Origin of the sequence: Micromonospora lupini str. Lupac 08, from assembly GCF_000297395.2 — a bacterium.
Classification (GTDB): Bacteria; Actinomycetota; Actinomycetes; order Mycobacteriales; family Micromonosporaceae; genus Micromonospora; species Micromonospora lupini.
Genome location: NZ_HF570108.1, coordinates 1,605,022 through 1,619,665, shown reverse-complemented (window position 1 = coordinate 1,619,665; position 14,644 = coordinate 1,605,022). Strand labels below are relative to the sequence as shown.

Sequence of the window (14,644 nt, the reverse complement as noted above, 5' to 3'; positions counted from 1 at the left end):
GGGTTCCCGGGGGCCACTACCGGAGACCGGTACGCTGACCGGCTCCCTCTCGGGTTGGTCGCGCGGCCCGTGTTCTTCAGGTGGGACGCCGATCGGGGGAGCAGCCGTACGGCCGCTCCCCCGTCACGTCACCGGCGCAGACCGAGCCGCTCGATGAGCGTCCGGTAGCGGGCAATGTCCTTCTTCTGGACGTAGTTGAGCAACCGACGGCGCCGGCCGACCAGCAGCAGCAGCCCACGGCGGCTGTGGTGGTCGTGCTTGTGCACCTTCAGGTGCTCGGTCAGCTCGGCGATCCGCTTGGTGAGGACCGCGACCTGGACCTCCGGCGAACCGGTGTCGCCCTCGGCGGTCGCGTACTCCGCGCGGATGCTGGCCTTGGCTTCCTGGTCGAGCGCCATGTTCTCCCTGTTTCGATGGGTTGATCAAGTAGGTGTCCGTCGTCCCGATGGACCGGGAACGGACCGGTACCTCGCACCCGCGGCGTCGAGCAGGCACGCGAGGCCCCACGCCGGTCACCCGACGTCCCCGCAAGACTACCAGCACCCACGGGTAACACCCGGCCAAGGGCCTGCGTGACCCGGTGGATGATCAGCTCAGAGCGCTCCGGGTGCGTGCGACGTCCTGTTCGATCTGGGCGATCAACGGCTCGATCGAGTCGTAGCGGACCTGACCCCGCAGGTGCGCCACGAAGTCCAGGGCCAGCCGCTCGCCGTAGAGGTCGCCGTCGAAGTCAAGCGCGTACGCCTCCACCCGCCGCTCCCGCCCGGAGAAGGTCGGGTTGGTGCCGACCGACACCGCGGACATCAGCGGCTCGGACTGGCCCCGACGGATCAGGCGGGCGGCGTACACGCCGTCGGCGGGCACCGCCGCGTACCGGTGACAGAGCAGGTTCGCGGTGGGGAACCCCAGCACACGGCCGCGCTGGTCACCGCGGACCACCACACCCTCCACCCGGTGCGGGCGGCCCAGCGCGACCGCCGCGGCGCCCACGTCGCCCGCGTCGACGCAGGAGCGGATGTACGTGGAGGAGAAGACCGTGCCGGCCTCGGCGACCAGCGGGCCGCCCTCCACCCCGAAGCCGAAGGTCTTGCCCAGCCGCTCCAGCAGCGCCACGTCGCCCGCCGCGCGGTGCCCGAAGCGGAAGTTGCCGCCGACCACCACGAGCGCCGCGTGCAGGTGCTCGACCAGGATGTCGTGCACGAACTGCTCGGGCGTCAGCCGGGAGAACTCCGGGGTGAACGGCACCACGCAGAGCACGTCCACGCCGAGCGCCTCGATCAGTTCGGCCTTGCGGGCCGGTTCGGTGAGCACGGCCGGATGCGAGCCGGGACGGACCACCTCGGCCGGGTGCGGGTCGAACGTGACCACCACCGACTGCACACCCAGCTCCCGGGCCCGGGCCACGGCGTGCCCGATGGTCGCCTGGTGCCCCTTGTGCACGCCGTCGAAGACGCCGATGGTGACGACCGAGCGCCCCCAACCACCGGGCGCCGCGTCGTACCCCCGCCACCGCTGCATGCCGTTCCTCTCCTGCTGTCCCGCCGGTCGGCGGGTCGACACCGCCGGCGGCGAAGCCGGCGGACCTGCGTCCCGCCGTCAGGCGGGGGCGAGCACGATCTCGGCGCGGGCCCGCCCGTCCCGCTCGCTGACGATAGCGATCAGGCCGCCGGCCGGTCCGAAGACGGCGTACGGCCCGACGATGCCGGCCGGGTCCAGCGGTCCGCCGTGGCCGAGCACCTTCGCCTCGTCGGGTGTCGCCTCCCGGCGCGGGAAGAACCGGTCGGCCGCCGCGTCCAGCGGCAGGTTGACCACGGCCGGGGCGCGCTCCTCCAACTCGTCGAGCGTGGCCGCCTCGGCGAGGGTGAAGCCGCCGACCGCAGTGCGGCGCAGCGCGGTGAGGTGCCCACCGACACCAAGGGCCAGGCCCGCGTCCCGGGCGATGGCCCGGATGTACGTCCCCGAGGAGCAGGTGACGTCCACGTCCACGTCCACCACGTCCGGCTCGGTGCGGCGGATCGCCAGCACCTCCAGCCGGGAGATGGTGACCCGTCGCGCCGGCAGCTCGACGCTCTCGCCGTCGCGTACCCGCTTGTACGCCCGCTGGCCGTCGATCTTGATGGCGCTGACCGCGCTCGGCACCTGGTCCACCTCGCCGCTCAACGCGGTCAGCGCCGACCGGATCGCATCGTCGGTGACCTGACCGGCCGGGGTGCTGGCGATCACGTCGCCCTCGGCGTCGTCGGTGACGGTGGCCTGGCCGAGCCGGATGGTGCCGGTGTAGCTCTTGCCGGCGCCGATCACGTAGGTCAGCAGTCGGGTGGCCCGGCCGACACCGATCACCAGGACACCGGTGGCCATCGGGTCGAGGGTGCCGCCGTGCCCGACCCGTCGGGTCTTCGCCAGTCGGCGGATCCGCGCCACGACGTCGTGCGACGTCATGCCGCCGGGCTTGTCGACCACGATCAGACCATCGGTGCTCACGTCGCCCAAGCCTGCCAGACCGCCCGGCGGCGACCGGAGTCGCCCGCTGGTTTCCGGCCGCCCGGTCCCGGCCCGCTGCCCCCACGGCAGCGCCCTTGGTGCCCGCTGGTTCCGGGCCCGCCGGACGGGACAGCACCGCCGCCGGCCGGATGCGAAGATCACTCGCCCGTTCCCGCCGAACCAGGACGACACGATGACCAGCGAAGACCCCGCCAGCCCGCCGAGCACCACCGACCGGTACGCGGTCGCCAGCGAGACCGACGACATCCGGGTGCCGGACTGGATGCGGGGCCCGGCGACCGAAGCCCCCGTGACCGGCACGGATCGGCTGCGGCTGGGCTGGGAGCAGCACGCGGGCAAGCTGCTCGGCGGCGTCGGTGGGCTGGTCGCCCTGACGCTGCTGGCCGTGCTGGCCTGGAGTGGGTACAGCACCGTGCAGCGGCTCCAGGACGGGGAGCCGCTGCTGGATCGGGGCTCCCCGACGGCACCGCCCCGGCCGGTCGACGAGAGCGGCAACAGCCTCGGACCGTACGTCGGCACGCCGGCGGAGACGTTCGCCGTGGGTGCGACGGCCATCACGCTCCCGGCGGCCAGGGCTGCCGCGCCGTTCACCGCCAAGCAGGTCGGTGACGCGTTGGCGAAGGTCAGGAACGCGTTGATCCAGAGCCGGCTCGATCCGTCCATGCTCTTCGGCAAACCGGACCAGTTCCTCGCCCTGCTGGCCCCGGACGCCCGCGCCCACCTGGGCAAGGACTTCACGCAGGGGACGAGCCTGAACTACGCCACCCGGGTCGACTCCGCCACCGACCCGAACCTCGACCTCGCCGAGGGCATCCGGGCCAGGGGCACCGTGGAGTACCTGTCGACGACCGACAGCGACGGGATCCGGGTGCTGGCGATCACCACCCGGTTCATCTGGGTCTACCCCTTCGGCCTGCCCCGCCCGCAGGCGTACGCCCCGGGCGCCGAACTCGTCACCCTCCGGGACCAGGTCGTCTGGCACCTGCCGCACCACGACGACGTGCGGGCGGGCTCGGCCGGGCTGTGGGTGGACAGCGCCGACGTGACGGTGTTCAACGCGACCTGCGCGGCGATCCGGAAGGGTCGGATCGACCTGGAGACCGCGCCCGAGGTGGGCCTGCCGAACACCGCGCCGACCGGGGACGTCTACGGCCCCGGATGGCGTCCCGGCGACGGCGAGAACTGCTGAACCGGGGCGGACCGTCAGCGGACGGCCCCGACCACCGCCCAGCCACACTGCGCAACCGCAGTAGCAGCGCGACGAGACGGATCGCCACGAAGAGGGTGAGCCCGGCCCAGATGCCGCCCAGCCCCAGGTCGAGTCCGTACGCCAGCCAGATGGCCGGCAGGAAGCCGCCGAGCGCCGCCACGATGGTGAGGTTGCGCAGGTAGCGCACGTCGCCGGCGCCGATCAGCACGCCGTCGAGCGCGAACACCACTCCGGCCAGGGGCTGCATGGCGACGAACCACGGCCAGGCCACCATGGCCTGCTCGCGGACCTGCTCGTCGGAGCTGAACCAGGACGGCACGACGCCCGCGCCGGCGGCGATGAGCAGCGCGAAGGCGATGCCACAGATGCCGCCGAGCAGGCCGATCCGGCGGGCCAGCGCGCGGGCGTCCGCCGCGTCGCCGGCCCCGAGCGCGGCGCCGACCAGGGACTGCGCGGCGATGGCGAGGGCGTCGAGCACAAGCGCCGTGAAGAACCAGAGTTGCAGGGCGATCTGGTGTGCGCCGACGGCGGCGGCGCCGAAGCGGGCCGCGACGGCGGTCGCGGAGAGGAAGCTGGCCTGGAACGCCACGCCCCGGATCAGCAGGTCCCGGCTGAGCACGAGTTGCTGGCGGATCACCCGGGGCCGGGGCCGCAGGGACACCCGTTCGGCGACGAGCGCCGCGGCGAAGAGCCCACCGGCGATCGTCTGGGCGACCACGTTGGCGACCGCCGAACCGGTCAGGCCGAGCCCGCCGGAATAGACAAGCAGCGGGCAGAGCAGCGCGGAGAGCAGGTTGGGGCCGAGCACGAAGAGCAGCGGCCGGCGGGTGTCCTGCACGCCGCGCAGCCAGCCGTTGCCGGCGGCGGCGAGCAGCAGGCCGGGGGCGCCGAGCGCCGCGATCCGCAGCCATTGAGCGGCGGCGTCGGCCACGTCGCCGCCACCTCCGGCGAGGGTACGCGCCAACGCGCCCCCGCCGATCTGCATGCCGATCGCGACCAGCAGCCCGACGCCGAACGCGAGCCACGACGACTGGACTCCCTCGGCCACGGCCGCCGCCCGGTCGCCGGCGCCGAAGCGGCGGGCCGACCGCCCGGTGGTGCCGTACGCGACGACGGTGCCGAGCCAGGCGGTGAGCGTCATCACCGTGCCGCCGACGGCGAGCGCCGCGAGGGGCACCCGGCCGAGGTGACCGACGACTGCCGTGTCGACGAGCACGTAGAGCGGCTCGGCGGCGAGGACGACGAGGGCCGGCAACGCGAGGCCGGCGATCCGGCGTGGCGAGGCGGTTCGGTCGGTGGTGCTGGCAGGGTGGCTCATCGCCGCCGATCCTGGCACGGCGACGGTAAGGATCGCAATCCCGCCGGGGACTTACTCCTTCGGCGGCGTCACCGCCGGGCGGATCGGCTCACTGGCGGGTGTCCATCGACGTCTGCAGCGCGCGGCGGGCCTGCTCGCGAGCGTCGTCGGTGGTGGTCTTGGTGGTCTCGGGCTTGGGCTTGTTCGGCATGGTGGCGCTCCTTCCAGGGTGCGAGCCACCGGCACGCGGCGGCCCTCACGGGCGGTCGTGCTGAGCGCCCCACGGCGGTCCGGGGTTACCGGAGCAGCCGGCTGGGCAGCGTGAGCCCGGGTCGGTCCGACCCTGGAGGGAGGCAGCGCGAGGTGTGGCACCACCGCCCACGACCTGCGTCACCACGTGGCGCCGGCCGCCTCCCAAGTTATCGTTCAGGTCCACATGCTGCTTCCCGTTCCCGCCATTTGGACGGTCGGGCACCCGCCTCACCGGGCCAGGAAGTGCCAGCCCAGCCACCACCAGAACCCGAACAGACCGATCCTGCCCACCGGCACCCAACCGACCTCGTACCGCATCACGTACGCGCAGACCTCGCCCAGGGTCGGTATGCGGGAACCCTCCCGCCGGGCCAGCCACTCGACCCCGACGAACAGGGCGAGCGCGGTGAGGAAGCCGCCGATCGCGAGTGCCCGCATCATCGCCGCACCAACCCCCAGAACGCGGCCAGCCAGGCGAACCAGGCCGCCGACCGGGTCAGATGGTCCTCCAGCAGGGGATCGGCCAGCCGGGAGAAGGTGGGGAAGTCGTCGCCCACGGCCAGCACGAAGGTCGCACCCTCGAAGACGCCGAAGACCACCACCGGCAGCGCCCACCACGCCGCTCCCGCGCCCAGCCGACGCGGTGCCGGCCGCCGGGGCACGCGGTTGCTCAGACCGAGCCAGATCAACACGCCGCCGGTGCCGAGCGTGTAGAGATTCGCCTCGGTGGAGAAGGACGCGAACCGACCACCGACGAGGGACAGGCAGAGGAGAACCGGGACGGAGACGGCGGGCCGGTCCCAGGCTCGGGGGGCCTCCACGGAGAGGTCGTGCGGCTGCTCCATCCCGCAATTCTTCCCGTTCTCACGGAGCGCGGGAAGACCGACACTCCCCGGAGCTGACCCTGAACTTCCCGCCCCGGCGGGCACGGTCACCGCCGCCCGTACGCCCGGACGGCCCGCGGACGGTCAGGCGTCGCCGGCGAGCAGCGCCCCGGTCAGCTCGCCGCGGATCGCCTCGATCACCTGCTCGGCGGTCCCCCGGCCGGTGAACCCGGCCGCGAACGTGTGGCCACCCCCGCCCAGCGCCACCGCCACGCGGCTGACGTTCACCGCGCCCTTGCTCCGCATCGACACGGCCCACTCGTCCGGGGCGGTCTGCTTCAGCACGCAGCTCACGTCCGCCTCGGCGGTGCAGCGCACCGAGTCGATGAGCGCCTCCAGCACGTACGGCCGCTGCTCGTGGCGGGCCAGGTCGTCGAGGGTGGCGAAGGTCCACACCAGCCCTCGGCCGTCGGCGGCGGCCGGCTCCAGCCGGGCACGGCCGAGCACCTCCCCGAAGAGGCGGACCGCGCCGAAGGGCCGGGTGTCGAACACCCGCCGGGAGATGTCCCCGGGTGAGATGCCGGTGGCAAGCAGTCGGGCGGCCAACTGGTGCACCGCCGGAGTGGTCGCCTCGAACCGGAACGAGCCGGTGTCCGTGGTCAGCGCCACGTACAGGCACTCGGCGATGGCCCGATCCAGCGGTACGCCCAGTCGCGCCAACAACTGTTCGGCCACCACCGACGTGGCGGCGGCCCGCGGGTCGACCAGGTTGACGGTGCCGAAGCCCGGATTCGAGGCATGGTGGTCGAGCACCAGAGCGGCGGGCGCCGTCGACAACCGGCCGGCCAGCTCACCGAGGCGCGACTCGCTTGCCGCGTCGAAGCAGATCACCAGGTCCGGAGCGGGGTCCGCCGCGCTCGCCGGGACCAGCAGCTCCAGGCCGGGCAGCCCCCGGAACGGGTCGGGCACCTCCGGCGGCCCGGGAAAGGTCGCCTGCAACCGGTGTACGCCGAGCCGGCGCAGGCCCAGACCGAAGCCGAGCATGCTTCCCAGCGCGTCGCCGTCCGGGTTGACGTGGCAGATCAACAGCACCCGGCTCGTCGACGGGAGGGCGCGGATCAGCGCCTCCGCCGCGGCCCAGTCCGCCTCGGCCGGGCCGGCGTCGACCGCCGCGGCGAGTTGGGCACCGGCGGCGGCCGTCACCGCGCTGCCCCACCCCGGGGGTTCTCCGTGACGTCCGCGGCCGCGTCGGCCTCGTCGGTCTCGTCGTCGTCGGTCTCGTCGTCGTCGACCCGGTACGGCTGCGCCTCGCCCGCGTACTCCGCCCGGGCGGCGAGCCGCTGCACCTCTGCGTCGGCGTTGCGGGCGGCGGCGAGCAGGTCGTCGATGTGCTTGACCTGGTCCTGCACGTCGTCCAGGACGAAGGCGAGCGTCGGCGAGTGCCGCAGCCCGAGCGCCTTGCCGACAGTGCTGCGCAGCAGCCCCTTGGCGCTCTCCAGAGCCGCCGCGGTGTCCGCCTGGGCCACCGAGTCGCCGAGCACCGTGTAGAAGACCGTCGCCTCACGCAGGTCAGCGGTGATCCGGGCGTCGGTGATGGTGATCATGCCGAGCCGCGGGTCCTTGATCTGGCTCCGCACCACCGACGCGACCAGCTCACGCACCCGTTCCGCGTGCCGGCGTACCTTGGCCGGATCAGACATCTCGCCACCTCCACGGCGTCCTGCTCCCGGCCGACCCGGCGACCCGGGGGCCGCCGGCCGACCGGCCAACATCTCGAACACTACCTGCGCGGCGGCACCGGTCGCCCGGCACCGCCGGCACCCTGAGTCAGTCGTCGTCCACGCCGTACAGCCGGCGTCGAACCGACAACAACTCGACCTCCGGACGCGCGGCCACCAGGTGCTCGCAGGAGTCGAGCACCTCGCGGACGTGCGCCGCCTCGGCGGCGACCACGGCCACCGCTATCTCCGCTCGACCGTGCAGGTCGAGCGCACCCACCTCGGCGGCCGAGACCTCGAAGCGGCGCAGCGCCGCCACGATCGGCCGTACATATGATCTCTTGGCTTTGAGCGACCGGGAGTCACCCGGCAGCAGCAGGTCGAAGACCGCGGTTCCGGTAAACATCGCCCCGGACCATACCGCCAACCCACCTCGCATGATCAAGGGGTTTACGCCCTGCGGCGTAAACCCCTTGATCAGCGTGTCACTGCCGGATCAGGCGCGAGCCTTCTCCCGCATCTCGAAGGTCTCGATGACGTCGCCGACCTGGACGTTGTTGTAACCACCCAGGGTCAGACCACACTCGAAGCCCTCGCGGACCTCGGTGGCGTCGTCCTTGAACCGCTTGAGCGAGGTGATCGTGAGGTTGTCCGCCACGACCGCCCCGTCCCGCAGCAGCCGAGCCTTCGCGTTGCGTCGGATGATGCCCGACCGGACGATACAACCGGAGATGTTGCCGATCTTGGACGAGCGGAAGACGTCGCGGATCTCCGCGGTGCCCAGCTCGACCTCCTCGTACTCCGGCTTGAGCAGGCCCTTGAGCGCTGCCTCGATCTCCTCGATGGCCTGGTAGATGATCGTGTAGTACCGAATCTCCACGCCCTCGCGGTCGGCCATCTCGCGGACCTTGTTCGAGGCCCGCACGTTGAAGCCGATGATCGTGACCGGCTCCGACGAGGCACTCGCGAGCATGACGTTGCTCTCGGTGATCGCGCCGACGCCCCGGTCGAGGACCTTGAGCTGGACCTCCTCGGGGATGTCGAGGTTGAACAGCGCGTCCTCCAGAGCCTCCACCGAACCGGAGACATCGCCCTTGAGGATGAGGTTGAGCGACGTCTTCTCGCCCTCCTTGAGCTGCTCCATGAGCGTCTCAAGAGTGGCCCGACCACGGGAGTTGGCGAAGGACGCCGCCCGCCGCCGTGCCTGCCGCTGCTCGGCGATCTGCCGCACCGTACGGTCGTCCGCCGCGGCGAGGAACGTGTCGCCCGCGCCGGGAGGCGCGGTCAGACCCAGCACCATGACCGGACGCGCCGGACCGGCCTCGGTGAGCTGGTTGCCGTTCTCGTCGAGCATGGCCCGGACCCGGCCGTGCGCCCCACCGGCGACGATCGAGTCGCCCGCCCGCAGGGTGCCCTTCTGCACGAGCACCGTCGCCACCGCACCGCGACCCTTGTCCAGGTGCGCCTCGATGGCCACACCCTGCGCCGGCCCGTCGATCGGAGCGGTCAGCTCCAGCGACGCGTCGGCGGTCAGCAGGACGGCCTCGAGCAGTTCCTCGATGCCGATGCCCGGCTTCGCGGCCACGTTGACGAACATGGTGTCGCCGCCGTACTCCTCGGCGACCAGGCCGTACTCGGTCAGCTGCTGGCGGACCTTGTCCGGGTTGGCCTCCGGCTTGTCGACCTTGTTGACCGCGACCACGATCGGCACGTCGGCCGCCTTGGCGTGGTTCAACGCCTCGATGGTCTGCGGCATCACGCCGTCGTCGGCCGCGACGACCAGGATCACGACGTCCGTCACCTGGGCACCACGGGCACGCATGGCGGTGAACGCCTCGTGGCCCGGGGTGTCGATGAACGTGACCGCGCGGTCCTCGCCCTCGTGCGGGACGTGCACCTGGTAGGCACCGATGTGCTGGGTGATGCCACCCGCCTCACCGGCCACGACGTTCGCCTTACGGATCGCGTCGAGCAGCTTGGTCTTACCGTGGTCGACGTGACCCATGACGGTCACGACCGGCGCACGGCTGACCAGACGCTCCTCGGCCACCTCCGCGTCGAGGTCGATGTTGAACTGCGCGAGCAGCTCGCGGTCCTCGTCCTCCGGGCTGACGATCTGCACCTCGAAGCCGAGGTGCTCACCCAGCAGCTGCAGGGTGTCGTCAGAGCAGGACTGGGTCGCGGTGACCATCTCGCCCAGGTTGAACATCTCCTGGACCAGCGAACCCGGGTTGGCGTTGATCTTGTCGGCGAAGTCCGACAGCGAGGCGCCACGGGAGAGCCGGACGACCTGACCCTGACCCCGGGGAGCACCCGAGCTCATGGTCGGAGCCGACAGGTTGTCGAACTCCTGTCTGCGCTGCTTCTTGGACTTGCGGCCACGCGTCGGCCGGCCACCCGGACGCCCGAAGGCACCCGCGGCGCCACCGCCACGGCCACGACCACCGGCACCCGGACGACCGCCGCCACCGGAGGGAGCACCCGGACGGAAACCGCCGCCGGGAGCACCGCCACCGCCGCCGGGACCACCACGGTAGCCACCGCCACCGCCGGCACCCGCGCCGCCACCGGGGCCGCCGCGGTAACCGCCGCCACCACCGGCGCCGCCGCCGGGACCACCACGGAAGCCGCCGCCACCGCCACCGGGACGACCTGCGCCGCCACCGGGACGACCTGCGCCACCCGGGCCGGGACGACCGGCAGCCGGACGCTGACTCGGCATGGACGCCGGGCTGGGCCGCGGCGGCATGGAGTTCGGGCTCGGCCGCGGCGGCATGCCCGCCGGGCTGTTGGGCCGGGGCCACCCGCACCCGCGGCCGGCGGCCGCTGCTGCTGGCCACCCTGGATGCCGAACGGGTTGTTACCGGCGCCGCGCGCCGGCGGACGACCGCCCGGTCGGGCACCGGGACCCGGCGCCGGCGTGTTCGGCCGAGCGGCCGGCGAACCGGGACGGGGCGGCATCGCTGCCGGACCCGGACGAGGACCGGGGCGGTTGCCGTCGGCCGGAGGCTCCCGGCGGACGGGGTTGTCCCGCTGCTGCTGGCGGGCGGCCTGCGCGGCCTTGACCGCGGCCTCCTGCTCAGCCTTCAGCGCGGCGGCACGCGCCTCCGCGGCCGCCACCTCGATGTCGTGGGCACTCGCCGGCTTGGCGACCGGGGCCGCGGGCTGCGGCGCACCGGGCACCGGACCCTTGGGCTTCGGACCGGGTGCCGGCGCGGCCGGCCGCCGAGGCGGCATCGGCTTCGCCGAGACCCGGGGGGCGCCCGGGGTCGGAGACGGCGTCGGGGTCGGCGTCGAAGCCGGCGTCGGCGCGGGCGCCGACGGGGCGGCGGCCGGCGCCGGAGCACCGGAAGACGCGACGAATGCGTTACGCAGCCGTCGGGCGACGGGCGCCTCGACCGTGCTGGACGCGGACTTGACGAACTCGCCCATTTCCTTCAGCTTGGCGAGAACGGTCTTACTCTCGACCCCGAGCTCTTTTGCAAGCTCGTGAACGCGGGCCTTGCCTGCCACTGCACTCCTCACTCCGAGGTCGTGCGGGCAGCACCCGCAGCGACCTCACTCGTGCACTTGAAGCCTGGTCATTTCAGGGACTTCATCGTGTGCTCATGTCGGTCGTCCTACCCTGCTAGCGACCCTCGCCCGGTCGGGCTGACCGGACGTAGTGGTTGGCGCATCGACGTGCTCTGCCAGCACACCGTGGTCGAGGACCTCGGTGATGCGCAGCGCTCGCCCGAAGGCGCGGCGCCGCACCGCCAGCGCGAAGCAGGCCGGATCCGGGTGCATGTTCGCTCCCCGACCCGGCAGCCTGCGGCGCGGATCAGGCCGGAGGCTGTGACCAGCCTCGTCCCCGACCGCGACGACCCGCAGCAATTCGCTGGCCGGCGCACGTTTCCGGCAACCCACACAGGTGCGCTCCGGCTGCGCGCGTCGTACCACTGGAGGAAGTCTACCCCTAGCTGCCCGAGATCGCGCCGCCCGGCTCCCGCACGTGATCAGCAGACCCCCGCGCGGCCGGGGCGGTCTGCTCCGCATCGGAGCGAATGTCGATCCGCCAGCCGGTCAAGCGGGCAGCCAGGCGGGCATTCTGCCCCTCCCGACCGATGGCGAGCGAAAGCTGGAAATCCGGGACGGTCACCCGCGCGGCCCGGTTGGCCAGGTCCACCACCTCGACCCGCAGCGCCTTGGCCGGCGACAACGCGTTGCCGACGAAGGTGCCCGGGTCGTCCGACCAGTCGATAATGTCGATCTTCTCGCCGTGCAGTTCGCTCATCACGGCACGCACCCGCTGACCCATCGGGCCGATGCAGGCGCCCTTGGCGTTCACGCCGGGGGTCATCGAGCGGACGGCGATCTTCGTACGGTGACCTGCCTCACGGGCGATCGCGCCGATCTCCACCGTGCCGTCGGCGATCTCCGGGACCTCCAACGCGAACAGCTTCTTGACCAGGGCTGGGTGCGACCGGGAGAGGGTGATCTGCGGCCCGCGCATGCCCTTGGCCACGTGCACCACCACGCACCGGACCCGCTCGCCGTGCGCGTAGCGCTCGCCGGGCACCTGCTCGGACTGCGGCAGCACACCCTCCAGCTTGCCCAGGTCGACGCTGACGATGCCCTTCTCGGTACGGGTCTCGTGCGCCTGCACCACGCCGGTGATCAGGTCACCCTCGCGGCCCACGTACTCGCCGAAGTGCACCTCGTCGGTGGCCTCCCGCAGACGCTGGAGGATCACCTGCTTGGCGGTCATCGCGGCGATCCGGCCGAAGTCGTGCGGCGTGTCGTCCCACTCGCGCACCAGGGAGCCGTCGGCGTCCATCTCCTGCGCGTACACCAGGGCCGCGCCGGACTTGCGGTCGATCTCCACCCGGGCGTGCGGCTCGGCGCCGTCGGTGTGCCGGTAGGCGGTCAGCAACGCGGTCTCGATCGCCGCGAGAATCGTGTCGAACGGGATCTCCCGCTCGCGCTCGAGTGCGCGCAGCGCCGCGAGGTCGATGTTCACCTCTCCTCGTCCTCCACATCATCTTCGTCGTCGATGTCGTCTGAATCGTCGTGCTCGTCGGTCTCGTCCGCGTCGTCGAACTCGTCCGGCTCACCCAGCTCGGCGAGGCGGGTGAACTCGACCTGCACCCGGCCCGGGCCGAGCTGGGCGTACGCCCACAGGGTCTGGCCGTCGTCGGTCTCCAGCCGTACGCCCTCGTCGTCGGCCCCGACCACCCGGCCGGTCAGCTGGCGGTCGCCGGAGGGCTGCTCGCCGCGCTGGCCGGGCAGCGCCACCGCGCCCCGGACGGTGACCTTGACCAGTCGGCCCACGTTGCGCCGCCAGTGCCGGGGCAGGGTGAGCGGCCGGTCCACTCCGGGCGAGCTGACCTCGAGCTGGTATTCCCCCGCGAGAATGTCGCCGCCGGACTCCTCCGCGGCGTCCAGGGCGCTGGAGACCGCGCGGGAGACGTCCGCGACGGCGTCCAGGTCGATCCCGCCGTCGCGGTCCACGATCACCCGGACCACGTGTCGCCGGCCGGCCCGGGAGACCGACAGGTCCTCCAGGTCGTAGCCCACGCCGTTGACCACCGGCTCGATCACGGCCCGCAACCGGGTACGCCGTGCCGCGAGGTCACCGCCGCCGCGCGGACCGGCGGCGTCGCGCGGAGCGCGGGAGCCCGCGCCGTCGCGGGGTCGACCCGTCGACCTGGTGGCACGGCCACGCTGCGTCATCTGCGCACCCTCTCCCTGGTCGACCGGGACGCTCGTCCCGCCATGCCGGCACGCCACCGGAGCGGACGCGCCGGTGGCTGCGCAGAGCGTAACGCGCCTGCCCGTCGGCGGGCCGGGCGGCGCACCGACGGCGATGGCCCCCGGACCGGCGGGGATGGTGTTCACTTGCCCGGTGGGGATCGGCAGAACGACACCGCGTGACCAAGTATCCGGGCATACCCGGCGAAAGCTCCTGCACGCCGGGGCGCTGCTGGCGCTCGGCGGCGCAGCGACGTCGCTGACCGGCTGTGATCTTTTCGACCGCGACGACGAGCCGGCGCCGCCGCCGGACCCGCTGCGCCCGATGGTCGACGAGGCGCTGGGCCTGGCCGCGGCGTACCGGGCGACCGCCGCCGCCAACCCGGAGCTGACCGACCGCCTGGGCCCCATCGCCGAGACACACACCGCGCACGCCACCGAGCTGGCCCGGGTCGTCGGCGTCACTCTCCCCTCCGCGCCCGCCGCCGACCCCAGCGCCACCGCGGCGACCGAGCCGGCCGGCGCGCTGGCCGCCCTGCGCGCGCGGGAGAAGACCGCACAGCAGTCCGCCACCGCCGCCTGCGCGGCAGCGCCCGCCGAGCGGGCGGCGCTGCTCGGGTCGATCGCCGCCGCGCGGGCCACCCACCAGGAGGCACTGAAGTGAGGCAGCCGACCGCAGGGGAGGCGCTCGCCGCCGTCCTCTCCGCCGAGTACGCGGCCATCTACGCCTACGGACGGATCGGCGTCCGGCTCACCGGGGCGGCGCGCGAGTCCGCACACCAGGCGGAGGCCGCCCACCGACGCCGGCGCGACGCGCTTGTGGTGCAGCTCAGCACCACCGGGGGCACCGTTCCGCCGGGGCGGGCCGGGTACGCGCTGCCGTTTCCCGTCACCGACCGGGCGAGCGCGTTGCGGCTGGCCGTCGAGGTGGAGGAGCGCACCGCGGCGCACTGGCGGGCCGCGCTGGCGTCCACCACCGGTCCCGATCGCGACCAGGCGCTGGCCGCCCTTGTCGAGTACGCCGTGCGGGCCACGCGGTGGCGGAAGACCGCCGGGGTGACCCCGCCGACTGTCGCATTTCCCGGCCGCCCGACCTGAACCGGTCCACTCC

Annotated in this window: 14 protein-coding genes and 2 pseudogenes; 3 read left to right on the top strand and 13 right to left on the bottom strand. The window is 73.0% G+C overall.

Going from position 1 to position 14,644, the window contains the following annotated elements:
• Positions 1–128: 128 nt before the first annotated feature.
• The 3 genes from rpsO to truB form a co-directional block, all read right to left on the bottom strand.
• The gene (rpsO, locus tag MILUP08_RS08660) at positions 129–398 is read right to left on the bottom strand and encodes a 30S ribosomal protein S15 (RefSeq protein WP_007456699.1); all 270 of its coding nucleotides are present in this window, start codon (positions 396–398) and stop codon (positions 129–131) included.
• 190 nt (positions 399–588) lie between these two features.
• Positions 589–1,518, bottom strand: coding sequence for a bifunctional riboflavin kinase/FAD synthetase (locus MILUP08_RS08655; RefSeq protein WP_007456697.1), 930 nt, complete (start codon positions 1,516–1,518; stop codon positions 589–591).
• A 78-nt stretch (positions 1,519–1,596) separates the two neighbouring features.
• Positions 1,597–2,481: a tRNA pseudouridine(55) synthase TruB gene (gene truB, locus MILUP08_RS08650; protein ID WP_007456695.1), complete on the bottom strand. Its 885-nt coding sequence runs from the start codon at positions 2,479–2,481 to the stop codon at positions 1,597–1,599.
• Between the two features lie 193 nt (positions 2,482–2,674).
• Between truB and MILUP08_RS36590 the strand changes: the two genes are divergently transcribed.
• Positions 2,675–3,691, top strand: a complete 1,017-nt coding sequence (locus tag MILUP08_RS36590; protein WP_007456693.1) for a hypothetical protein — start codon at positions 2,675–2,677, stop codon at positions 3,689–3,691.
• 14 nt (positions 3,692–3,705) lie between these two features.
• Here the strand turns inward: MILUP08_RS36590 and MILUP08_RS08640 are convergent.
• The 10 genes and pseudogenes from MILUP08_RS08640 to rimP all read right to left on the bottom strand — a co-directional run bounded on the left by MILUP08_RS08640 (position 3,706) and on the right by rimP (position 13,515).
• Positions 3,706–5,030 (bottom strand): annotated as a pseudogene (locus MILUP08_RS08640) (MATE family efflux transporter).
• 459 nt (positions 5,031–5,489) lie between these two features.
• On the bottom strand, positions 5,490–5,699 hold the full coding sequence (locus MILUP08_RS08635; RefSeq protein WP_193376611.1) for a DUF6186 family protein: 210 nt from the start codon (positions 5,697–5,699) through the stop codon (positions 5,490–5,492).
• Positions 5,699–6,106: a hypothetical protein gene (locus MILUP08_RS08630; RefSeq protein ID WP_007456685.1), complete on the bottom strand. Its 408-nt coding sequence runs from the start codon at positions 6,104–6,106 to the stop codon at positions 5,699–5,701. Before MILUP08_RS08630 ends, MILUP08_RS08635 begins: the two co-directional genes overlap by 1 nt.
• 123 nt (positions 6,107–6,229) lie before the next feature.
• Complete coding sequence (locus tag MILUP08_RS08625) at positions 6,230–7,288, bottom strand: DHH family phosphoesterase (RefSeq protein ID WP_007456684.1); 1,059 nt, start codon at positions 7,286–7,288, stop codon at positions 6,230–6,232.
• Positions 7,285–7,785 (bottom strand): 30S ribosome-binding factor RbfA, encoded by a 501-nt coding sequence (rbfA, locus tag MILUP08_RS08620; protein WP_007456683.1) that lies wholly within the window; start codon positions 7,783–7,785, stop codon positions 7,285–7,287. The genes MILUP08_RS08625 and rbfA overlap by 4 nt, the downstream gene beginning before the upstream one ends.
• A 127-nt stretch (positions 7,786–7,912) precedes the next feature.
• Entirely contained in the window at positions 7,913–8,209 is a 297-nt protein-coding gene (locus MILUP08_RS08615) for a DUF503 domain-containing protein (RefSeq protein ID WP_039905658.1), read from the bottom strand.
• A gap of 90 nt (positions 8,210–8,299) precedes the next feature.
• Positions 8,300–11,316: pseudogene (gene infB, locus MILUP08_RS34420) on the bottom strand (translation initiation factor IF-2).
• 93 nt (positions 11,317–11,409) lie between these two features.
• Positions 11,410–11,742, bottom strand: a complete 333-nt coding sequence (locus tag MILUP08_RS34415; RefSeq protein ID WP_083915813.1) for a YlxR family protein — start codon at positions 11,740–11,742, stop codon at positions 11,410–11,412.
• 16 nt (positions 11,743–11,758) lie between these two features.
• Positions 11,759–12,802 carry a transcription termination factor NusA gene (nusA, locus tag MILUP08_RS08600; RefSeq protein ID WP_007456678.1) on the bottom strand — a complete coding sequence of 348 codons (1,044 nt, stop codon included), beginning with the start codon at positions 12,800–12,802 and terminating at the stop codon, positions 11,759–11,761.
• A complete protein-coding gene (rimP, locus tag MILUP08_RS08595) occupies positions 12,799–13,515 on the bottom strand; it encodes a ribosome maturation factor RimP (protein WP_007456676.1) in 717 nt (238 codons plus the stop codon). Before rimP ends, nusA begins: the two co-directional genes overlap by 4 nt.
• Before the next feature lie 154 nt (positions 13,516–13,669).
• On the opposite strand from rimP, the gene MILUP08_RS08590 reads away from it, so the two are divergent.
• Together MILUP08_RS08590 and MILUP08_RS08585 are read left to right on the top strand one after the other, a co-directional pair.
• Complete coding sequence (locus MILUP08_RS08590; RefSeq protein WP_007456674.1) at positions 13,670–14,197, top strand: hypothetical protein; 528 nt, start codon at positions 13,670–13,672, stop codon at positions 14,195–14,197.
• Complete coding sequence (locus tag MILUP08_RS08585) at positions 14,194–14,631, top strand: ferritin-like domain-containing protein (protein ID WP_007456672.1); 438 nt, start codon at positions 14,194–14,196, stop codon at positions 14,629–14,631. Before MILUP08_RS08590 ends, MILUP08_RS08585 begins: the two co-directional genes overlap by 4 nt.
• Positions 14,632–14,644 lie beyond the last annotated feature (13 nt).